This is a genomic window from Streptomyces litmocidini (genome assembly GCF_014649755.1).
In the GTDB taxonomy this organism is placed as follows: Bacteria; Actinomycetota; Actinomycetes; order Streptomycetales; family Streptomycetaceae; genus Streptomyces; species Streptomyces litmocidini.
In genome coordinates, this window is record NZ_BMTQ01000001.1 from 694,970 (window position 1) to 715,833 (window position 20,864).

The window sequence follows — 20,864 nt, forward strand, 5'->3', positions numbered from 1 at the left end:
CGACGATAAGAAGGGGGCCACAGCCCCTGGGGAGAGCCATCCCGAGCCGCAGGACGAACGGAGACCCCGTGTCGAGGACAGAAGAGGCGATCGCTTCCGCGGACGCGCACAGCGCGCACAACTACCACCCCCTTCCGGTCGTCGTCGCCTCGGCGGACGGCGCCTGGATGACCGACGTCGAGGGCCGTCGCTACCTCGACATGCTCGCCGGGTACTCGGCGCTCAACTTCGGACACGGCAACCGGCGTCTGATCGACGCGGCGAAGGCGCAGCTGGAACGCGTGACGCTGACCTCGCGCGCCTTCCACCACGACCGGTTCGCCGAGTTCTGCGCACGGCTCGCGGAGCTGTGCGGCAAGGAGGCGGTGCTGCCGATGAACACGGGGGCGGAGGCGGTCGAGACGGCCGTGAAGACCGCCCGGAAGTGGGGGTACGAGGTGAAGGGCGTGCCGGACGGGCACGCGAAGATCGTGGTGGCGGCGAACAACTTCCACGGCCGGACGACGACGATCGTGAGCTTCTCCACGGACCACGAGGCGCGGGACCACTACGGGCCGTACACGCCGGGGTTCGAGATCGTGCCGTACGGGGACCTGACGGCGATGGAGGCGGCGGTCACCGAGAACACGGTGGCCGTGCTGCTCGAACCGATCCAGGGCGAGGCGGGGGTCCTGGTCCCGCCGGCCGGTTACCTGGCGGGGGTGCGGGAGCTGACGCGCCGGCGGAACGTGCTGTTCATGGCGGACGAGATCCAGTCGGGCCTGGGCCGGACGGGGCGGACGTTCGCGTGCGAGCACGAGGGCGTGGTGCCGGACGTGTACGTCCTGGGGAAGGCGCTGGGCGGCGGCGTGGTGCCGGTGGCGGCGGTGGTGGCCGACCGCGACGTGCTCGGGGTCTTCCGGCCGGGCGAGCACGGGTCGACGTTCGGCGGGAACCCGCTGGCGTGCGCGGTGGCCCTGGAGGTCATCGCGATGCTGCGGACGGGCGAGTTCCAGGAGCGGGCGGCGGAACTGGGCGAACACCTCCACGCGGAGCTGGGGCTGCTCGTGGGCGGCGGCGCGGTGGAGACGGTGCGGGGGCGCGGGCTGTGGGCGGGGGTGGACATCGTGCCGTCCCGGGGCACGGGGCGGGAGATCTCGGAGAAGCTGATGGGGCGGGGGGTGCTGGTGAAGGACACGCACGGGTCGACGATCCGGCTCGCGCCGCCGCTGGTGATCTCGAAGGAGGACCTGGACTGGGGCCTCGAACAGCTGAGAGCGGTCCTGGCCCCCTGACCCGCCGCCCGCCGGGACGGGCCCGCGCCCGGCGGGCGGTGCCCCTTCCGCCACCCCCGTGCGGGCACTCGTCCCGGCGGGTGGGGGCTACAGGATCACGTGCGGGAGGAAGCGGGCGTACTCGTCGGTGACGAGGCCCGTCGACTCCCGGATCCCCAGCCCCGCCGCCTCGTCCTCGACGACCCACGCCCCCAGCACCACCCGGTTGCCGTCGAAGTCGGGCAGGGGGGCCAGTTCCTGGTAGCAGCAGGCCTCCCCGTCCCGTACGAAGGGTTCCGTACCGGCCTCGTGCAGGGTGACGCCCGCGCCCTCGCGGCCGAGGAGCGGCTTGGCGACCCAGCCGGTGGTGGAGGCGAGTTCGCGCGGCCCGTCGAGGTAGGCGGGCAGCAGGTGGGGATGGCCGGGGTTCAGCTCCCACAGGATCGCGAGGAGCGCCTTGTTGGAGAGCAGCATCTTCCAGGCGGGTTCGATCCAGCAGGTCGTACCGGTGCCGCCGCCGTTGTCGAGGGTGTCGAGGACGTGCGGGCCGAAGCGGTCGGTGGTCAGCCATTCCCACGGGTAGAGCTTGAAGCAGCTGCGGATGAAGCGGAGCCGGTCGTCCACGAAGCGGCGCGAGAGCCGGTCCCAGCCGATCCGTTCGACGGAGAGCGCCTCGGTGTCGAGACCGGCCTGTTGGGCGGTCTCGCGCAGGTACGCGACCGTCATCAGGTCCTCGCCGAGTTCGTCGCCGTCGGAGTGGACGAAGTGGACGGGGCCGGGCGGGAGGAGGTGGGCCTGGCGCTTCCAGGCGTCGACGAGCCGTTCGTGGAGGGAGTTCCACTGGTCGGCGCCGGGGAATCGTTCCTCCATCCAGAACCACTGGGGGCTCGCCGCCTCCACCAGGGAGGTGGGGGTGTCGGCGTTGTACTCCAGCATCTTGGCCGGGCCCGTGCCGTCGTAGCGGAGGTCGAAGCGTCCGTACAGGGAGGGGAGTTCGGCGCGCCGGCGCCACGACTCGGCGACCAGGCCCGCCAGCTTCGGGTCGGTGATCCCGAGCTCGGCGAAGCGGTCGTGCTCGACGATGTGCGCGGCCGCCCCCAGGCACAGCGCGTGCAGTTCCTCGACGACCTCCTCCAGCGCCTCGACCTCGGGCAGCGAGAAGGAGTAGTACGCGCTCTCGTCCCAGTAGGGGCGCAGCGAGCCGTCCGGGTAGCGGGTCAGGGGGTAGACGAGACCCTGCTCCTCGACGGTCCGCTGCCAGCCCGGCCGGGGCTCGACGGTGCGGCGTTCCATGGTGCGCGCCCGCCCGTCTCAGCCGCCGCCGGTGCCGGAGCAGCCGAAGCCTCCGGTGTCGACGGCGGTCTTGTCGAAGCTGCCTCCGCTGACGCGCTTGTCGCGGACGGATCCGCCGTAGTAGTACGCGCCCCGGGTGGTGGTGCCGTTGTCGTCGTCGCTTCCGCCGCCGCTCTCGCACCGGTAGCTGGGCAGTTCCTCCCGGGTCAGCGGGTCCACGCACCGCCGGTCCGGCTCCGAACCGCACGCGGTGATCGTCGCCGCGAGCACGCCCATCCCGCCGAGCACCACCGTGCTCGACCTCAGCCTGCGCATGTCCCGTCGCCTCCCCTTCGCCGTCGCGACCCCGCCGCGAACCCGTCGCGACCGTCGCGACCGCACAGTGTAGGCCGGGGTTTTCCGGCCGCACGCCCTAGAGTCGTTTCGTGCTACTCGGGATGATCTGCGCACTGGCCTCGTCCGTCTGCTTCGGCGCGGCATCGGTCCTCCAGGCGATGGGGGCCCGCGCCGCCGAGCCGGGGACGGGTGGCGGCGTCGATGTCGCGCTGATGTGGCGGGTCCTGCGGCAGTGGCGCTATCTCGCCGGACTGGGGATGGACGGTCTGGGCTTCGTCCTGCAGATCGTGGCCCTGCGGACGCTGCCCATCTACGTGGTGGGCGCGGCCCTCGCCGCGAGTCTGGCGGTCACGGCGGTCATCGCCTCCCGGGTGCTGAAGGTGCGGCTGAGCCGGGTGGAGTGGGCGGCCGTGGCCGTGGTCTGCGCGGGGCTCGCGATGCTGGCGCTCGCCTCCGGCGAGGAGGGGCACCGGGACGGCTCGGAGGCGCTGCGCTGGGCGCTGCTGGGGGTCTCCTTCGGGGTCCTGCTGCTGGGCGTCGGGGCGGGCCGGCTGCCGGAGCGGCCCCGGGCGCTGGTCCTCGGCCTCGGGGCGGGGTTCGGCTTCGGGGTGGTGGAGGTGGCGGTCCGGCTGATCGACGGCGTCGACTTCACCGATCCCGTCTGGTACGCGCTCCTGGTCGGCGGCGGGGCGGCGTTCCTCCTGCTGACCTCGGCGCTCCAGCGCGGCTCGGTGACCACGGCGACGGCGGGCGCGGTGCTCGGCGAGACGATCGGGCCCGCGATCGTCGGGGTGGTCTGGCTCGGGGACAGCACGCGGGACGGGTTCGGCTGGCTGGCGATCGTCGGCTTCGCCGTGGCGGTGGCGGGCTCCCTGACGCTGGCCCGTTTCGGCGAGGCCCCCGCCCCGGTCCCGGCCCCGGAGTCCGCCGCGCCGTAACCGTCCTTCACGCCGTGGCCGTCCTTCACGCCGTAACTCGTCCTTCACGCCGTGGCGGCTCTTACGGCAGCACCCCGCACAGGGCCCGGAGCGCGCCCTGCCAGCCGCTGTCGGGGGGCGTGGCGTAGCCGACGACGAGGCCGTCGAGGGTGGGCGGCACCGTGGGGCGGCGGAACCGGTCGACGCCCTGGACGGCGAGGCCGCGCCAGGCGGCGGCCCGCAGGGTGGCCTGCTCGGTGCCGGGCGGGAGGGCCAGGACGGCGTGGAGACCGGCCGCGATCCCGCTGACCCGGGTCTCCGGCGAGTGCGCGGCGACGGCCGCGACCAGCTGGTCGCGGCGGCGACGGTAGCGCAGCCGCATCGCCCGTACGTGCCGGTCGTACGCCCCCGAGCGCAGGAACTCGGCGAAGGCCAGCTGGTCCGGCGCGCTCGACGACCAGTCCACGGCTCCCTTCGCCGCCGCCACCTCCCGCGCCAGCTCCTGCGGCAGGACCATCCAGGCGAGGCGGAGCCCGGGCGCCAGGGACTTGCTGGCGGTGCCGAAGTAGACGACGCGGTCGGGGTCGAGGCCCTGGAGCGCGCCGACCGGCTGCCGGTCGTAGCGGAACTCCCCGTCGTAGTCGTCCTCCAGGACGAAGCCGCCGGAGGCGCGCGCCCAGTCGACGACGGCCGCCCGCCGGTCCGGGGGCAGGGCGCCGCCCAGCGGGTACTGGTGGGCGGCCGTCATGAGGACGGCGCCGCATCCGTCGAGGCCGGCCAGTTCCTCGGTCCTCGTGCCGCGCTCGTCGAAGCCCAGGGCGGGGGTGCCGAGTCCGGCCCGGCGCAGGAGGTCGTCGTGGAGCCACAGTCCGTACGACTCGACGGCCACGTCCCGTACGCCCCGGGCCCGCAGCACCTCGCCGATCAGCGTCAGGCCGTGCACGAAGCCGGCGCAGATCACGATCCGCTCGGGCCTGGCGTGCACGCCCCGGGCGCGGGCGAGGTACTCGGCGAGCGCGGCGCGCAGTTCGGGCCGGCCGCGCGGATCGCCGTATCCGAAGGCCTCGTTGGGGGCGTCGACGAGGGCCCGGCGGTACGCCTTGAGCCAACCGGTGCGCGGGAAGGAGGCGAGGTCGGGGGTGCCGGACTGGAGGTTGTGCACGAGCGCGGCGGTCCGGCCGGTGCCGGGCGGCGAATGGGTCCTCCCCTGCCCGGGCGGGGCCGAGGGCTTGGAGGAGGGCGGTGCCGGGGGGCGGGGTACGGCGCGGCGGGCGACGCGGGTCCCGGAGCCCTGCCGGGCGGTGAGCCAGCCCTCGGCGACGAGTTCGGCGTAGGCGTCGGCGACGGTGTTGCGGGCCATGCCGAGGTCGGCGGCGAGCGAGCGGGAGGACGGCAGCCGGGTGCCGGCCTCCAGGCGACCGCTGCGGACCGCCTCCCGCAGGGCGTCCATCAGGCCCGCGCGGAGCCGGGTGCCACGGAGGTCCAGGTGGAGGTCGGACCCGAAAGCGGCCCAGTCGTTCGCCATGGAAATGGACCATACAGCTGAGCCAACGGCTTCGTACGGTGGTCGGCATGACGACGACGGAATCGATCGAGCAGACCGCGTACGCCCACGAGCACGCGCCCCGCCTCCCCCTCGCCGAGCACCTCCCCGAGTTCTACCGGGCGATGATCCGCCTCGAGACGGCGGCCGCGAAGGACATCGACCCGACCCTGTACCACCTGATCAAGCTCCGCGCCTCGCAGGTCAACCGCTGCGCGTTCTGCATCGACATGCACAGCAAGGACGCGCTGGCCGAGGGCGAGAGCGTCGAGCGGATCGTGCAGCTCGCCGCCTGGGAGGAGTCCCGGCACTTCTACACCGAGCGTGAACTCGCCGCGTTCGCCCTGACCGAGGCCGTCACCGTCCTCACCGACGGCTTCGTGCCCGACGAGGTGTACGCGCGGGCCGCCGAGCACTTCGACGCGACCGAACTCGCCCGGGTCATCGCCGCGATCGTCACGATCAACGCCTGGAACCGGATCGGCGTCACCACGCGCATGACGCCGGGCCACTACACCCCGAAGTCCGCGTCGTGAGCGCCCCGGTGAACGCCTCGGGGCCCGTCTCGTCGGAGGCCGCTTCGGCGTCCGTCCCGAAGGACGCGGAGGTCCTCCGCGCCCTGCACCGCGACCGCGCGGCCGACGACCCGCTCGTGCTGCCCGGCCCGTGGGACGCGGCGAGCGCCCGCACCTTCGAGGCCGCCGGCTTCCCCGCCCTCGCCACCCCGAGCGCCGCCGTCGCCGCGTCCCTCGGCCACGAGGACGGGGCGACGCCCCCCGACGAGATGTTCGCCGCCGTGGCGCGCATCGTCCGGGCCGTGTCCGTCCCCGTCACGGCGGACCTGGAGGGCGGCTACGGGCTCTCCGCCGCCGAACTCGTCGAGCGGGTACGGGAGACCGGGGCGGTCGGCGTGAACCTGGAGGACAGCGACGCCGGCGTCCTCAAGGATCCCGGGGCGCACGCGGAGTGGCTGGCGGAGGTGCGGGCGGCGGCCGGGCCCGGACTCTTCGTGAACGCGCGCGTCGACGCGTACCTCCGCGAGGGCGTCGCCGACCCGGCCGGGGAGGCGCTCGCCCGCGCCCGCCTCTACGCGGCGGCGGGCGCGGACTGCGTGTACCCGATCAAGGCCCCGCCCGCCGACCTGCCGGGCCTGCGGGCGGCCCTCGGCGACCTGCCGGTGAACGCCCTGTCCCTGCCGGACGGCCCGTCCTTCGCCGAGCTCGGCCGCCTGGGCGCGACCCGCGTCACCTTCGGCCCCGGCCTGCTCCTCCGGTCCCTGCACGGGCTCGCGGAGCTGGCGGCCGGGCTGCGGGCCCGGGCTCAGTAGGCACCGGGACGGAAGAAGTCCAGGGCCACGCGGAGCCGTTCGCGCTGCTTCGGCCAGTCGGCGTCCGGGCCGGCGGCCAGGATCGCGTACTGGTTGCCGTCCTCGGCGGTGAAGGCGCGGTCGACGACCTTGCGTCGGCCGCCCTCGCGGTCGTACGCGTACACGAGTTCGGCGGAGTCGGCGGGCACGCCGGGCTCGCCCGTGACCCGGCGGAGGCCGATCTCGGCGTAGCCGGGCTTGTTGGTCCGGCCGTCCTCGGAGGCGCCGCGCAGCGCCTCGTACGGCGTGATGCCGGCCTCCTGGATGACGAAGACCTGGATCAGGCTCCGTCCGTCCGGCGCGTTGTAGAACACGCCCTGCTCGGACTCGGTGCGGTTCCAGCCCTCGGGGACGGCGATCGTGAAGCCCTTGAGGTCCTCCTGGGCGCGGTAGCCGGGCGGGGGCACCTCGTCCAGGGGCGTGGACGTGCCGGACGGGGACTCCGAGGGGGTCTCCGTGGGGGCCCCGGACGTCGGCCCGCCCGTCTCCGGGGCGGCCGAGACGGAGGCCGGGGGGCCCGCCGCCGGGCCCGCGCCGTTCTCGCTCCGGCCCCAGACGAGCCAGGCTCCCACGGAACCCGCCGCGAGGACGGCCAGCGCCGCCCCGGCCGCCAGGACGGCCCGCGAACGGGCCCGGGGGGCCGGGACGGGCGGCGCGGGGTACTGCCGGCCACCGGCGCCACCCGTGTCGGGGGCGTGTCCAGGGGGTCCCGGGAGGTGACCCGGGCCGTACTCCGGCGCGTACTCCGGAGGCGGCGGCGGAGGAGGGGCGACGGGCCAGGCGGTTCCGGGGCCCCCGGCGGTCTGCGGGGCCGGAGGCCAGACGGGGGCGCCGGGCCCGACAGCGCCCCCCGGGGCCACGGGCCCGGCGGCACCTCCCGGGGCCACGGGCCCGGCGACGCCCTCCGGGACCACGGGCCCGGCAGCGGACCCGGGGCCCTCCGCCCCGGCGCCCTCCGGGACCACGGGCCCGGCGCCCTCCGGCACCACCGGCCCGGGTGCCCCTCCGTCCCACGCCGGCGCGGGCGGGCTCTCCGTTCCCCCGCTCTCCCAGCTCTGCGTCTCGTCGTTCCAGCGGGCCCCGCCCGTCGGAACGCCCCCCTGACCGCTCATCTCATCCTCCGAGCAGGGCGCCGACGGCCTGCCCCACGGCCACGCCCGAGGCGAGGATCCCGGCCACCGCGCCCGCGTCCGTGAGGGCGCGGCGCAGGGCGGCGAGCCGCCCGGTGCCCGCGCGTCCGGTGCCCTCGATCTCGTCCTCGGCGTCGGAGAGTTCGGCGTCGAGCGCGGCCGTCTGCTCGGTGGGGACGACGCCCTCCAGGTCGGCGCGGAGCCGGCGGATGGCCTGGAGGAGCTCCTCCTGCCGGGCGTCGCGGGCGGGTTGCGCGCCGTTCACCGTGCTGGTGACGGTGTTGTGGTCGCCGATGGTGACGTTGCCGCCGGTGTTGGTGACGTGAATGCCGCCACGGTCGCGGGAGTTCCCTGTCTCAGCCACGGTCGCCTCCGGTCGTGGAAGGGGTGAAGGTCTTGCTGGTGACGGTGTTGTGGTGGCCGACGGTGACGTTCCCCTTGGTGTTCTCGATGAACGTGCCGCCCTCGGCCACGTGGACGATCTTCTGCTCGAACTCGGCGGTCTCGTAGCCGGCTTCGCGGAGCGCGAGCGTCACGCCGTTCGCGACGCGGTCCTGCACGCTCTTCAGGTAGCGGCTGACGTCCATCTCCTGGAAGAGGGAGGCCTCGTCGTCGGAGCCGAGCTCGCGGACCGAGATCCACGGCCCCTCGGGCAGCGCGTTGGTGTGACCGGCGGTGAGCACCCGCCACAGCTGGACGAGCGCGCGCCCGATCGTGACCACGGCCTGCCCGGCCGAACGCGGGGTCTGCCCGAGTGCCCAGACGGCCTTGCCGAAGTGGTGGTTGTGGCGGTAGCGGTGGGCGATCCGGTCGGCGTACCGGTAGAGCGGCCTCACCGGCCGCAGGACGTGCGGGGCGACCTCCAGCATCAGCATGCCGCCCTGGGTGTGGACGCGGACGAAGACCGTCGTGACGATCTCCTCGCCCCAGCCGCCGACCCGGATGCGGAGGAAGTGGCGGCGGGTCTCGCCGCCCTCCTCGATGGCGCGCGAGCGGTGCGCCTCGAAGCCCTCGGGGGTGTACGGGGCGGCCGTGCGGGCCGGCAGTCCGTCGACGGGAAGGAAGACGACCTCGTCGATCTCCAGCTCGCGCAGCCGGTCCCGTACGGCCGCCCGGAGCTGCGGCGAGCCGTGGGGGGAGGGCACGCGGAGTCCCTCCAGGAGGGGGACGACGCGCCGCAGGACGGCGCTGTTGTCGAGCGGTTCGGGCGCCTTGCCGTCGAGGTCCTTGCGGGGGCGCAGCTCGACGGAGAGCGACCAGGGCTCGTACGGGGAGCCGGCGCCGCAGAAGGGGACGTCGGCGTCGTACATGATCAGCCGGGCGTGCTGTTCGACCCGGATCCGGTCGCGCAGCCGGCGGAAGCGGGCGCCCTCGGCGAGCTCGGCCGGGTCGGAGTGCTGGTCCGCGAAGCGCTCGCGGGACAGCTCCTGGGTGAGCGCGCGGGCGAACTGGCCGCGCTGGGTGGCCACCGCCCAGGCCACGAGGAACGGCACGGCGATGGTGATCCACACCTCCAGCGGGCCGATGCCCCACATCTGCTGGGCGGCGAGGCCGAGGGCGACGTCGAGGAAGCCGGTGGCCTCGTGGACCTCGTCGAGGAGGTCGCCGAGGAAGCCGCCGCCGGACTCGTCGCCGAACGCGAGGAAGAGGAGGAGCAGCGCGGACTGGAGGAACACGAGCCGGCCGTACCAGCGCAGCAGGAACGCGAGGACGATCCGGTAGACGGGGGCGGCGGACCGGCCGCGCACCCAGCGGGCGACGCCGAGCACCAGGAAGGGGGTGATGAGGAGTGCGATCAGGCCCTTGGTGAGGGGCATCGCGACGATCCAGAGGGCGAGGACGCCGGCGGCCCAGGCGAGTTCGACGCGGCGGGCGCGCAGCGCGTGGGCGAGGACGCGGCTCGCGTCGTAGCCGAGGGAGGGGGCGGCGAAGCGCTCCTCGTGGACGTACAGCTGGTCGATGACCGCGTCACGGAAACCGTCGTCGAGGTAGGTACCGGCGCAGAGCAGCCGGGTCGCCTCGCTGGCGGCCGGTAAGCGGCGCGGGTCGACGGCGGGCGACGGGCCGCCGGACTGGTGGGGCACGGACGACTGCGGCAAAACTCCCCCGATGGTGTGGAACCGTCCATGTTTCCGGCCCGGTTGACCGGGAACCGAGGGGACAGCATAGGGGAGGCGGGAGTTCCGTGTCGGCCGGAAAAACGGCGCCCCCGGGCCGTACGGTCGGTCGTACGGCCCGGGGGCGCCGGGAGTGTGGAGCCGTGGCCGGCCCCGGACGGGGCCGGGCCGTCAGCTTCAGATGAGGCCGAGCTTGCGGACCGCGTCGCGCTCCTCGACGAGCTCCTTGACGGAGGCGTCGATGCGGGCGCGGGAGAAGTCGTTGATCTCCAGGCCCTGGACGATCTCGTACTTGCCGTCCTTGCAGGTGACGGGGAAGGAGGAGATGAGGCCCTCCGGGACGCCGTAGGAGCCGTCGGACGGGATGCCCATGGAGGTCCAGTCGCCCTCGGCGGTGCCGTTGACCCAGGTGTGGACGTGGTCGATGGCGGCGTTGGCGGCGGAGGCCGCGGAGGACGCGCCACGGGCGTCGATGATCGCCGCGCCGCGCTTGGCGACGGTCGGGATGAAGGTGTCGGCCAGCCACGCCTCGTCGTTGACGACCTCGGCCGCGTTCTTGCCGGCGATCTCCGCGTGGAAGACGTCCGGGTACTGGGTCGCGGAGTGGTTGCCCCAGATGGTGAGGCGCTTGATGTCCGTGACCGAGGAGCCGGTCTTCTGGGCCAGCTGCGTCAGCGCGCGGTTGTGGTCCAGGCGGGTCATCGCGGTGAAGCGCTCGGCCGGGACGCCCTTGGCGGCGGACTGGGCGATCAGGGCGTTGGTGTTGGCCGGGTTGCCGACGACGAGGACCTTGATGTCGTCCGCGGCGTGGGCGGCGATGGCCTCGCCCTGCGGCTTGAAGATGCCGCCGTTGGCGGCGAGCAGGTCGCCGCGCTCCATGCCCGGGCCGCGCGGGCGGGCGCCGACGAGCAGGCCGATGTTGGCGCCCTCGAAGCCCTTGTTCGGGTCGTCGAAGATGTCGATGCCCTTGAGCAGCGGGAAGGCGCAGTCGTCGAGTTCCATGGCGGTGCCCTCGGCGGCCTTCACGCCCTGGGGGATCTCGAGGAGGCGCAGCTTGACCGGCACGTCCGCGCCGAGCAGGTGGCCGGAGGCGATGCGGAAGAGCAGCGCGTAGCCGATCTGGCCGGCCGCGCCGGTCACGGTGACATTCACGGGAGTGCGGGTCATGGCGATCTCCGTAAGACAGCTGGCGGTGGGGGTCCCTGCCCCTGGTGCGGGATAGCTCTCTTGATCGATCGGTGTCTCGACATGAAGAGATATCCAGCGGTCAGGCTATCCGACCCGGACCCTGCCGAATCCCCAACCCCTTGTGGTCCGGCTCACTGCCACCCGTCCGGGCACCGCCGTCCGCCCCGGCGCCGGACCGGAGCGGCCGTCCGCCCCGACACCGGGCCGAAGTAGCGGAATGGTCACTTCCGTGCCACAGCGCCCCGACGGGACTTGAACCGCCTTGGTACGTACATGACCCTTGATCGTGACGGCGCCCGCCCTCCCACGGGGGAGAGGGCGGGCGCCGTGCCTCGCGTGCCGGGCGGCTACGTCACCGTCAGGTGGAGCACGTCCTCCAGGAACGGGATCCGCACCCACGGACCCGGCTGCACCATGAGCGCGAGCAGCACGATCAGGCCGCCCATCACCCCGTACGTGATCATGTCCGTGAAGCGGGAGCGGACGGCCAGCATGCCGACGGACGGCAGCGTCCGCCGGATCGCCGCGCCCGTGAGGAGCGCCGCGCCGACCAGGATCGCGCCGACCCGGAAGGACTGCGGGAACGGGTCCGTCCCCACCACGAGCAGGCCGAGGCCCGCGAGCACGAGGACGGTGAGCAGCGGCCACTGGCGCGCGGGCGCCGGCGCGTCGCCGGGAGCCGCCCGGCCGCCGCCCTCGGGGCGCGCGGTGTCGGTGGTGAGTTGCTGTCGCGGACCGCGCTCCGCCCCGTCCTCCGCTGCGCCGCCCGCGGCGGTGGCGTCCGTGCCGCGGACGGTCTCCGTGCCGCCCGCGGCGGTCGCGCCCTCCACGGCGTCCGCGCCGTCCGGGTTGCCGGGCGTCCCCGGGGTCCCGGAGGTCACCTCAGAGCGCCTCGGCCGCGCGCTCGGCGGCCTCGACGACGTTGACGAGGAGCTGCGCGCGGGTCATCGGGCCCACGCCGCCGGGGTTCGGGGAGATCCAGCCGGCCACCTCGGCGACGCCGGGGTGCACGTCGCCCAGGATCCTGCCCTCGGCGTTGCGCGAGACGCCGACGTCGAGGACGGCCGCGCCCGGCTTCACGTCCTCGGGCTTGATCAGGTGCGGCACGCCGGCGGCGGCCACGATGATGTCGGCGTTCCGCAGGTGCGCCGAGAGGTCGCGGGTGCCGGTGTGGCACTGCGTCACGGTGGCGTTCTCGGAGCGGCGGGTCAGGATCAGCGGCATGGGGCGCCCGATGGTGACGCCGCGTCCGACGACGACGACCTCGGCACCGTTGATCTCCACGCCGTGGGCGCGGAGCAGGGTGATGACGCCGTTGGGCGTGCAGGGCAGCGGGGCGGGCTCGTTGAGGACGAGCCGGCCGAGGTTGGTCGGGTGCAGGCCGTCCGCGTCCTTGGCCGGATCCATCAGCTCCAGGATGCGGTTCTCGTCGATGCCCTTGGGCAGCGGCAGCTGGACGATGTAACCGGTGCAGGCCGGGTCCTCGTTGAGCTCCCGGACGACCGCCTCGATCTCCTCCTGCGTGGCGGTCGCGGGGAGTTCGCGCTGGATGGAGGCGATGCCGACCTGCGCGCAGTCACGGTGCTTGCCGGCCACGTACTTCTGGCTGGCCGGGTCGTCGCCGACCAGGACCGTGCCGAGGCCGGGCGTGACGCCCTTCTCCTTGAGGGCCGCCACACGGACGGTCAGATCGGACTTGATCGCGGCTGCGGTGGCCTTGCCATCGAGAATCTGGGCGCTCATGGAGACATCCTCCCGGATGACCCCCGCCTTGTTCCAATTCGCTCGGGCGGAGCGGACGGCGATACGGACCCGCAGGTTGCACTTGCACAACTTCGGTACGTATCGACTGGACAAGAACTCGCCATTGCGACCACGATGACCGCGCAGTATCGCGGAAAATGCCGGGGGGTATCCGCTCACATGCCGTGAAAGTCCTCCACCCGGGCCGCGTCGTCCCCGCACAAGGAAATTCACGGAGGAACCCCTCGATGAGCTTCGGCGAACCGAACAACCCCTACGGCCAGCCGCAGGACCCCAACCAGCAGCAGCCCGGCTACGGCTACCCGCAGCAGGCCCCCCAGGGCGTTCCGCAGCAGGGCTACGGCTACCCGCAGCAGCAGCCGGGCGCGTACCCGCAGGCCCCGGGCACCCTGCAGGCGAACAACGGCTACATCAGCGTGCACGGGCTCGGCACCGTGCAGGTCGCCTCGATGGGTCTGCGGTTCGCCGCGCGCCTGATCGACGGCGTCGCCATCGGCATCGTGTACTGGGTCCTCTCGGCCATCGGCCTGGCCGGTGTGGTGGGCGCGTCCAACAGCATCGACGACTGCACCGGCCTGGACCCGATGTCCTCGGCGTACCAGACCTGCATCAACGACCAGGCCGAGGCCGTCGGCGGCATCTTCGCCGCCTTCTTCGGCGTCCTCTTCCTGCTCTTCATCGCCACCATGCTCTACGAGTGGCTGATGATCGCCTTCGTCGGCGCCACGCTCGGCAAGATGGCGCTCGGCCTCCGCGTCATCAAGGAGAACACGGGCAGCAAGCCGGGCCTCGGCGGCGGCTTCATCCGCTGGATCATCCCGATGGCCGGCGCGATCGTCTGCGGCATCGGCCAGCTCCTGGTCTACCTGTCGCCGTTCTTCGACAGCACGGGCAAGACGCAGGGCTGGCACGACCGTGCCGCGGGCACGATCGTCATCAAGAAGTAGGACCCGCGGCGGGTTCCCGCCGTTCCGAGGGCCGTCCGGCACACCGCCGGACGGCCCTCGGCCGTCGTCGGCGGGCTCAGCTCCGCTTCAGGACCGCGAAGCCGTCCGAGCGGTAGGTGATCTCGTACCGCGCCTCCGGATGCAGTTGCGAAGCCAGCCGCACCGGATCCGACACCTGCTGTCCCCAGCCCCGCAGGTCGAAGGCCAGGTAGTCCGGTGTGGCGCCCTTCGACGTGCCCACCCAGTAGACCCGGTGGTCCGCCGTGAGGTGTGCGAGGAGCGGGACGTCCGCCTCGACGCTCGCCCCCTCCGGCACGGCGTCGACCGCCGCCCGCGCCTCCAGGGTCCGGCTGTCCGTCCGGTACGTCTCCGGTTTCGTCAGCTCCCGCAGCGGCAGGTTCGCGGCGAGGACGAGCGCGACCGCCGTCGCGACCGGGATCACGACCTTGCCGTACGAGACGAGCCACTCGCGCGGCGAGGTGCGGACCGAACGGACGCCGTCCACGAGGGCCAGGAAGACGATCGGCATGAGGACCGCGCTGTAGTGCCAGTGCATGCCCCAGTGGTTGGCGTCCTGGGAGAGGAAGCGCCAGCCCAGGGTCGGCAGGACGAGCAGGACCAGGGGGGAGCGCAGGGCGAGGAAGCCGGTGATCGCGAGCAGGTAGAAGACCATCTCCCACCGCTCGCCCGAGGCGAGGGCGTCGCCGATGACCTGTCCGAAGGACGTGTCGGCGCCCTGCCCGGTCTTCTCGATCTTGGCCCAGTAGTCGTACTGGCCGAGCCGGCTCGCCGCCGGGATCAGGACGAGGACCGTCAGCGCGAAGGCCGCCGTGCCGAAGCCGGCCAGGGCGGCGCCGAGCCGCCTGCGCCCCTTCAGGAAGAGGACCGCGCCGACCATGGCGACGGTGAGGCCCATGTCCTCCTTGACGAGGACGAGCGGGGCGGACCAGGCGGCGGCCGCGGTCCAGCGCCCGAGGAGCAGGGCCCGGCAGGCCAGGGCGAGCAGCGGGACGGCGAAGGCGATCTCGTGGAAGTCGGACCTGACGGCCTCCTGGAGCCCCCAGGAGAGGCCGTAGGCGACGGTCAGGCCGATGCCGGCGGCCCGGCTGCCGAGGATCTGCTGCGCGGTGCGGCCGACGACGACGGCGGAGGCGGCGAAGAGCGCGGCCTGGCCGAGGAGCAGCGCGGCGGGCGAGGGCCAGATCCAGTAGAGCGGCGCGAGCAGGGCGGTGACGGGGCTGAAGTGGTCGCCGAGTATCTGGAAGCCGGGGCCCTTGATGTCGGCCACGGGCGCGCGGAACTCGGCGTACGCCCGGACGGACTGCCCGAAGATCCCGAGGTCCCAGGAGGGCGTGCGGAAGTGCGCGTACTGCACCCAGGAGTAGAGGAAGTACAGGCCGCAGAGGACACCCGCGAGGAGCAGGTACGGGCGGAGCGGGGCCGGGGCGAGGCCCTCGGACGGGTCCGTGTCGGTGGTGTCCGCCGCGGGCCTGTTCAGTACGTCCAACACCACGTCCCCCACTACCGGCGGCCGACAAAAGAGCAACCCATTAGACCAGAGTCCACTCGTTCGGCGGATCCGCCGCCGGGCCCGGGGACGGGAGCGGCCCGTCGGCACCCGCGGGGTGCCGACGGGCCGCTACGCGGTGCTCACCGTCAGTGGAAGAAGTGGCGCGTGCCCGTGAAGTACATCGTCACGCCCGCCTTCTCCGCGGCCTCGACGACGAGCTCGTCGCGCACCGATCCGCCCGGCTGCACGACCGCCTTCACGCCGGCCGCGGTGAGGATCTCCAGACCGTCGGGGAAGGGGAAGAAGGCGTCGGAGGCGGCGTACGAGCCGCGCGCCCGCTCCTCGCCCGCCCGCTCGACGGCCAGCTTCGCGGAGTCCACGCGGTTGACCTGGCCCATGCCGACGCCGACCGAGGCGCCGTCCTTGGCGAGCAGGATCGCGTTGGACTTGACCGCGCGGCACGCCTTCCAGGCGAAGGCCAGCTCGGCGAGCTCCTCGGCGGAGAGCGCCTCGCCGGTCGCGAGGGTCCAGTTCGCCGGGTCGTCGCCCTCGGCTTGGAGGCGGTCGGCGACCTGGAGGAGGGCACCGCCGTCGATCGGCTTGACCTCGACCGGGTTGGCCGGGGCGCCCTCGGCCCTCAGGACGCGGATGTTCTTCTTCTGGGCGAGGACCTCGACCGCGCCGTCCTCGTAGCCGGGGGCCACGATGACCTCCGTGAAGATCTCGGCGACCTGCTCGGCCATCTCCACGGAGACCGGGCGGTTGACGGCGATGACGCCGCCGAACGCGGACAGCGGGTCGCAGGCGTGCGCCTTGCGGTGCGCCTCGGCGACGTCGGCGCCGACCGCGATGCCGCACGGGTTGGCGTGCTTGATGATCGCGACGCAGGGCTCGGCGTGGTCGTACGCGGCCCGGCGCGCGGCGTCGGTGTCCGTGAAGTTGTTGTACGACATCTCCTTGCCGTGCAGCTGCTCCGCCTCGGCGAGGCCGCCCGTCCCGTCGACGTAGAGCGCGGCGCCCTGGTGCGGGTTCTCGCCGTACCGCAGGACGTTCTTCCGCTCGTACGTGGCGCCCAGGAAGTCGGGGAAGCCGGAGTCGTCGGCGGCGGCGTAGTCGTCGGCGAACCAGGAGGCCACGGCCACGTCGTACGCGGCGGTGTGCTGGAAGGCCTCGGCGGCGAGCCGCTTGCGGGCGGTCAGGTCGAAGCCGCCGGCCTTGACGGCGGCGAGCACGTCGGCGTACCGGTCGGGGCTGGTGACGATCGCGACCGACGGGTGGTTCTTGGCCGCGGCGCGGACCATCGACGGGCCGCCGATGTCGATCTGCTCGACGCACTCGTCCGGGGTGGCGCCGGAGGCGACGGTCTCGCGGAACGGGTACAGGTTCACGACGACGAGGTCGAAGGGCTCCACGCCGAGCTCGGCGAGCTGCGCGCGGTGCGACTCCAGGCGCAGGTCGGCGAGGATGCCGGCGTGCACGCGCGGGTGCAGCGTCTTGACGCGCCCGTCGAGGCACTCGGGAAAGCCGGTCAGCTCCTCGACCTTGGTGACCGGGACACCGGCGGCGGCGATCTTCCCGGCGGTGGAGCCGGTGGAGACGAGCTCGACACCGGCCTCGTGCAGACCGCGGGCCAGCTCCTCGAGCCCCGTCTTGTCGTAGACGCTGACCAGCGCGCGGCGGATGGGCTTAACGGTGTCCGTGTTCACCGACATGAACCTTTCGTCCCTCAATGCGGTAGCCGTGCCGGGCGAGACGCCCCACGACGTCGACGAGCAGCGAGCGCTCGACTTCCTTGATGCGCTCGTGCAGAGCGGCTTCATCGTCCTCGTCCCGCACCTCGACCACGCCCTGGGCGATGATCGGGCCGGTGTCGACACCGTCGTCGACGAAGTGGACGGTGCATCCGGTGACCTTCGCGCCGTAGGCGAGGGCGTCGCGCACCCCGTGGGCACCGGGAAAACTGGGGAGGAGCGCCGGGTGGGTGTTGACGACCCGGCCGCCGAAGCGGGCGAGGAACTCCTTGCCGACGATCTTCATGAAACCGGCCGAGACGACGAGGTCCGGCTCGTACGCGGCGGTGGCCTCGGTCAGCGCGCGGTCCCACTCCTGGCGGGTCGCGTGGTCCTTCACCCTGCACACGAAGGTCGGCAGCCCGGCGCGCTCGGCGCGCTCCAGGCCGACGATGCCCTCGCGGTCGGCGCCGACGGCGACGACCTCGGCGCCGTACCCCTCGGGGTCGGCGGCGATGGCGTCGAGGAGGGCCTGCAGATTGGTACCGGACCCGGAGACCAGGACGACGAGGCGGGCGGCAGCCACTGGGTCACTCTTTCCGTGGTGTTTGTGCGGTCGTACGAACGAATCGCGCCCCTCGATACGGGGAACCCTACGAATGGCTCGACCGTCAGCAACGATACCGGCACACGGGACGGCCCCCACGGGACGGGGGCGGAGCAGGGCGGTAGCGTCAGGGGCCGACGCCGGGCGCGCACCGGCCCGGACGAGGGGCCGGAGCCGGTTCGGACGGCGGACGGCTCGGCGGACGAGCAGCAGACGAGACAGCACGAGACAGCAGCGGAGACCACGGGCGCGGTCGTGGTCGAGACGACAGAGGGAAGACGTTCAGCAGATGCCGGAACGCCAGTCCACGGACGACAACAACCCGTTCGCGCCACCGCCCGAGGGCAGGCCGGACCAGCCGTGGCAGCCGCGGCGACCGGAGGGCCCGGACGACGACGCGTCCGGCACCCCGGACTCGTCGGGGCCGTCCGACGGCCGCTGGAGCCCGCGCCAGCCGGGCCCCTCGCAGGACGGCTTCGGCCGGAGGCCGGACCGGCAGGGCGGGCCGGAGGGCGGCCCCGGGCAGGGCGGGTCCGGGCGGGGCCCCGGGATCCGCTGGGACCCGACGGACCCGGCGCAGCGGAGGGCGCGGTACGCGATCCTCGCCGGCATGTGGGGCTTCTTCTTCGCCATCTTCGAGATCCCGCAGCTGGCGCTGCTGCTCGGCGCCCTCGGCCTCTACTGGGCGATCAGCTCGCTGCGCGCCAAGCCGAAGGCGGCCGAGGAACTGTCGCCGACATCACAGCCCCCGTCGGCGCAGTCCTCGCCGGGCCGGCCCCCGGGGCAGGGGGCGACGGCCCCGACCGCGCCGCTCCGCTCGATGCGGACGGCGGCGATCAGCGGTCTCGTCGCGGCGAGCCTGGCGCTGATGATCGTCGCGGTGGGCTTCACCATGCAGGTCGTCTACCGCGACTTCTACGAGTGCCGCGACGACGCGCTGACCCACGCGGGCGAGCTGGCCTGCAACGACCTCCTGCCGAAGCCGCTGCGCGCGGGCTTCGGGGTGCGGGAGTAGCGGGCCCGCGTCAGTCGGCGGCGGGCGGCGGCGGAGAGGGTTCCCAGGCCGCCGGGAGGTAGTCGTAGGGCTCGTACCCGGGGTCGTCGCCGAAGGGGTCGGCGTACGGGGAGGCGTACCGGTCGGCGGTCCGGGCGACGCGCGGGGCGGCGGGCACGTCGTTCCGCGGGTCCGTTCCCGTTCCCGTTCCGGTCCCGGTTCCGGCGCCGCTGTCGGTGACGGTCCCGGCCGCCGCCGTCTCGGGTGTGACCGCCTCGGGCCGGGCCTCCGGGGGCCCGGACGGGGGCGACAGGAGTCCGGACAGGGCCGCCACGAGGCGGGAGGGGGCCGCCATGAGTCCGGACGAGGCCGCCTTGAGCCGGGACGAGGCCGCCTTGAGCCGGGACGGCGTGGAACCGGGCGCGGCCGCCACGGAGCCGTCCGCCACGGCGGACACGACCGCGGGCGCCGGCACGGGCACGGCCCAGGGCCGAAGCTTCTCGGAACGCGGAACCCTGCGGCCCCAGGCCCGCACCCCGAGCGCCACCGGCATCCCCGCGCCGACCCCCCACAGCACCGCCGCCGCGCCCGCCTGCCACCACACGGGGCCGAACGCCGAGAGCCGGCCGGTGCCGAGCGGGCCGCCCGCCGCGGCCGCCAGGACGGCGGCGGCCGCCCCGCACCCCCCGGCCGCGCCGAGCGCGGTCAGGGCCGCTTCCCGGGCATCCCAGGTCCGGGCGGCCCGGCCCACGCGGTGGCCCTGGACCACCGCCGCGGCCAGCGGGACCGCGACGGCCGCCCAGTGGACCCAGGTGCCGCGCCCCTCGGCGGGCAGTGCCGCCAGGAGCGGGAAGGGCGGCACGGCCGGGTCGCCTGCGAGGCCCAGCGGGGTCGCGAGCGCTCCCGTGCCGAGGGCGAAGCCGGGCCCGAGGCCGTACGCGGCTCCCCAGACGGCCGCGTTCGGCAGCAGCGCCAGGACGAGCAGCAGGACCGTCACCCGACCGGACCACTCCCCCGCGAGGCCTTCGAACGAGGCCTGCGCCCGGCCCGCGTGCCAGGCGAGCGAGCCGGCCGCGACCACCGCGCCGCCGCCGAGCAGCGTCAGCGTCCCGAGCCCGGCGGCGCGCAGGGCGGCGGCGGCCTGCCGCTGCCCCGGCAGCGGGCGGTCGAGCGCCGTCCAGACGCCCGCGCCCGCCGCGCCGGTGACGACGGCGGGCATCCAGAGCCCGGCCGTGACGAGGTCGGCGGGCAGCGGGCCGCTCTCGCTGTAGACCACGACGGCGGCCGCCACCAGCAGGTATCCCCCGGCGACGGCGGCGACGGCACCGCCCGGTGAGGGGCGCGGCCGGGTCCCGTCGTTCCCCGGGTCGAGGGTGTCGCGGGCGGTCCGGTGCACCAGCCAGACGGGCAGGGCGGCGAGCAGCAGCGGGGCGATCCCGAGGGGGGCGGGCAGGCCGGACGGGGCGTCCGTGCGGACCAGGTCCACGCCGTGGGCGAGCAGCCAGAGGCCGGCGGCGACGTGCAGGGCGCCGCCGGGGCCGCTGTCGGGGTACGGGGAGCTGATCCAGGCCGCGATCACCAGGACCGCGAGGGCGCCGAGGCCGAGTCCGGCGGCGACCCCGCCCCGGACGCAGGCGGTGGCGAGCGCGGCGGAACGGCCGCCCTGGACCAGGGGGTGCTCGGTCACGTGGGTCACGGGACCATGCTGCCAACGACACGCGCTTTCGCCGCGTAACAGGCAAACATCCGTTGTGTCGCCCAATATACGTTTATGTTCTTTTCTGCCCAGAGCAGCTCTGCGGGAGGTCGACGCCGATGAGCCGGAGCACCGCGGATTCCGCATCCTCCGTCCCCCTGCCGACCCCGAAGGAGCGGCGCAGGTTGCGTGAGGCCCTCGCCCTGAGCGAGGAGGAGGTCGCCGAGGCCATGGGCGTCACGAGGGCCACGGTGAGGTCGTGGGAGACCGGACGCTCGGCGCCCCGGGGCCGCAAGCGCGAGGCGTACGCGAGGCTGCTCGGCACGCCCGGGCCCACGGACCCGGTACGCCCCGGGGCAGAAGCCCCGGCGGATCCCCGGGCGCAGGCACAGGAACACTCTCAGCAGCCGCAGCCGCAGCCGCAGGCGCAGGCCCAGGCGCAGCCGCAGGCGCAGGCCCAGGCGCAGCCGCAG

At 74.0% G+C, this 20,864-nt stretch carries 20 protein-coding genes; 7 read left to right on the forward strand and 13 right to left on the reverse strand.

What is annotated here, in order from left to right; genetic code table 11:
* The first annotated feature begins 68 nt into the window (after positions 1-68).
* A complete protein-coding gene (rocD, locus tag IE180_RS03160; protein WP_190155162.1) occupies positions 69-1,274 on the forward strand; it encodes an ornithine--oxo-acid transaminase in 1,206 nt (401 codons plus the stop codon).
* Positions 1,275-1,361: 87 nt separating this feature from the next.
* Here rocD and IE180_RS03165 read toward each other — a convergent pair whose 3' ends face one another.
* Positions 1,362-2,546: a glutathionylspermidine synthase family protein gene (locus IE180_RS03165; RefSeq protein WP_190155163.1), complete on the reverse strand. Its 1,185-nt coding sequence runs from the start codon at positions 2,544-2,546 to the stop codon at positions 1,362-1,364.
* A gap of 18 nt (positions 2,547-2,564) precedes the next feature.
* Positions 2,565-2,861, reverse strand: coding sequence for a hypothetical protein (locus IE180_RS03170; RefSeq protein WP_190155164.1), 297 nt, complete (start codon positions 2,859-2,861; stop codon positions 2,565-2,567).
* Between the two features lie 122 nt (positions 2,862-2,983).
* Here IE180_RS03170 and IE180_RS03175 point away from each other — a divergent pair, with 122 nt between their 5' ends.
* Positions 2,984-3,820, forward strand: a complete 837-nt coding sequence (locus IE180_RS03175; RefSeq protein WP_190155226.1) for a DMT family transporter — start codon at positions 2,984-2,986, stop codon at positions 3,818-3,820.
* Positions 3,821-3,881: 61 nt separating this feature from the next.
* Here the strand turns inward: IE180_RS03175 and pdxR are convergent, their stop codons facing one another.
* Positions 3,882-5,324 carry a MocR-like pyridoxine biosynthesis transcription factor PdxR gene (pdxR, locus tag IE180_RS03180; protein ID WP_190155165.1) on the reverse strand — a complete coding sequence of 481 codons (1,443 nt, stop codon included), beginning with the start codon at positions 5,322-5,324 and terminating at the stop codon, positions 3,882-3,884.
* Between the two features lie 47 nt (positions 5,325-5,371).
* Between pdxR and IE180_RS03185 the strand changes: the two genes are divergently transcribed.
* Both IE180_RS03185 and IE180_RS03190 read left to right on the forward strand, forming a co-directional pair.
* Positions 5,372-5,878 (forward strand): carboxymuconolactone decarboxylase family protein, encoded by a 507-nt coding sequence (locus tag IE180_RS03185; protein WP_190155166.1) that lies wholly within the window; start codon positions 5,372-5,374, stop codon positions 5,876-5,878.
* Between the two features lie 8 nt (positions 5,879-5,886).
* A complete protein-coding gene (locus IE180_RS03190) occupies positions 5,887-6,669 on the forward strand; it encodes an isocitrate lyase/PEP mutase family protein (RefSeq protein ID WP_190155227.1) in 783 nt (260 codons plus the stop codon).
* Here IE180_RS03190 and IE180_RS03195 read toward each other — a convergent pair.
* The 6 genes from IE180_RS03195 to IE180_RS03220 all read right to left on the reverse strand — a co-directional run bounded on the left by IE180_RS03195 (position 6,663) and on the right by IE180_RS03220 (position 12,886).
* On the reverse strand, positions 6,663-7,280 hold the full coding sequence (locus IE180_RS03195) for a serine/threonine kinase C-terminal domain-containing protein (protein WP_190155167.1): 618 nt from the start codon (positions 7,278-7,280) through the stop codon (positions 6,663-6,665). The genes IE180_RS03190 and IE180_RS03195 overlap by 7 nt on opposite strands.
* 541 nt (positions 7,281-7,821) lie before the next feature.
* The gene (locus tag IE180_RS03200) at positions 7,822-8,202 is read right to left on the reverse strand and encodes a hypothetical protein (protein WP_190155168.1); all 381 of its coding nucleotides are present in this window, start codon (positions 8,200-8,202) and stop codon (positions 7,822-7,824) included.
* Complete coding sequence (locus IE180_RS03205) at positions 8,195-9,937, reverse strand: AbeC-like domain-containing protein (RefSeq protein ID WP_229860256.1); 1,743 nt, start codon at positions 9,935-9,937, stop codon at positions 8,195-8,197. Before IE180_RS03205 ends, IE180_RS03200 begins: the two co-directional genes overlap by 8 nt.
* Before the next feature lie 195 nt (positions 9,938-10,132).
* Complete coding sequence (locus IE180_RS03210; RefSeq protein ID WP_190155169.1) at positions 10,133-11,122, reverse strand: malate dehydrogenase; 990 nt, start codon at positions 11,120-11,122, stop codon at positions 10,133-10,135.
* A 368-nt stretch (positions 11,123-11,490) separates the two neighbouring features.
* Positions 11,491-12,024, reverse strand: coding sequence for a DUF3017 domain-containing protein (locus tag IE180_RS03215; RefSeq protein ID WP_190155170.1), 534 nt, complete (start codon positions 12,022-12,024; stop codon positions 11,491-11,493).
* A 1-nt stretch (position 12,025) separates the two neighbouring features.
* Complete coding sequence (locus IE180_RS03220) at positions 12,026-12,886, reverse strand: bifunctional methylenetetrahydrofolate dehydrogenase/methenyltetrahydrofolate cyclohydrolase (protein ID WP_190155171.1); 861 nt, start codon at positions 12,884-12,886, stop codon at positions 12,026-12,028.
* 248 nt (positions 12,887-13,134) lie between these two features.
* Between IE180_RS03220 and IE180_RS03225 the strand changes: the two genes are divergently transcribed.
* Positions 13,135-13,854, forward strand: coding sequence for an RDD family protein (locus IE180_RS03225; protein ID WP_190155172.1), 720 nt, complete (start codon positions 13,135-13,137; stop codon positions 13,852-13,854).
* 76 nt (positions 13,855-13,930) lie between these two features.
* Here the strand turns inward: IE180_RS03225 and IE180_RS03230 are convergent, their stop codons facing one another.
* The 3 genes from IE180_RS03230 to purN all read right to left on the reverse strand — a co-directional run bounded on the left by IE180_RS03230 (position 13,931) and on the right by purN (position 17,680).
* Complete coding sequence (locus tag IE180_RS03230) at positions 13,931-15,364, reverse strand: DUF2079 domain-containing protein (RefSeq protein ID WP_373302650.1); 1,434 nt, start codon at positions 15,362-15,364, stop codon at positions 13,931-13,933.
* Positions 15,365-15,510: 146 nt separating this feature from the next.
* Entirely contained in the window at positions 15,511-17,076 is a 1,566-nt protein-coding gene (purH, locus tag IE180_RS03235; RefSeq protein WP_190155174.1) for a bifunctional phosphoribosylaminoimidazolecarboxamide formyltransferase/IMP cyclohydrolase, read from the reverse strand.
* Positions 17,051-17,680: a phosphoribosylglycinamide formyltransferase gene (purN, locus tag IE180_RS03240; protein WP_190155175.1), complete on the reverse strand. Its 630-nt coding sequence runs from the start codon at positions 17,678-17,680 to the stop codon at positions 17,051-17,053. The genes purH and purN overlap by 26 nt, the downstream gene beginning before the upstream one ends.
* 310 nt (positions 17,681-17,990) lie before the next feature.
* Here purN and IE180_RS03245 point away from each other — a divergent pair, with 310 nt between their 5' ends.
* Positions 17,991-18,716: a hypothetical protein gene (locus tag IE180_RS03245; protein WP_190155176.1), complete on the forward strand. Its 726-nt coding sequence runs from the start codon at positions 17,991-17,993 to the stop codon at positions 18,714-18,716.
* 10 nt (positions 18,717-18,726) lie between these two features.
* On the opposite strand, the gene IE180_RS03250 is transcribed toward IE180_RS03245, so the two are convergent.
* Positions 18,727-20,391, reverse strand: coding sequence for a cell division protein PerM (locus IE180_RS03250; RefSeq protein ID WP_229860257.1), 1,665 nt, complete (start codon positions 20,389-20,391; stop codon positions 18,727-18,729).
* Between the two features lie 185 nt (positions 20,392-20,576).
* Between IE180_RS03250 and IE180_RS36125 the strand changes: the two genes are divergently transcribed.
* Positions 20,577-20,864, forward strand: a 288-nt coding sequence (locus tag IE180_RS36125; RefSeq protein ID WP_373302652.1) for a helix-turn-helix transcriptional regulator, incomplete at its 3' end; no start/stop codon positions are given.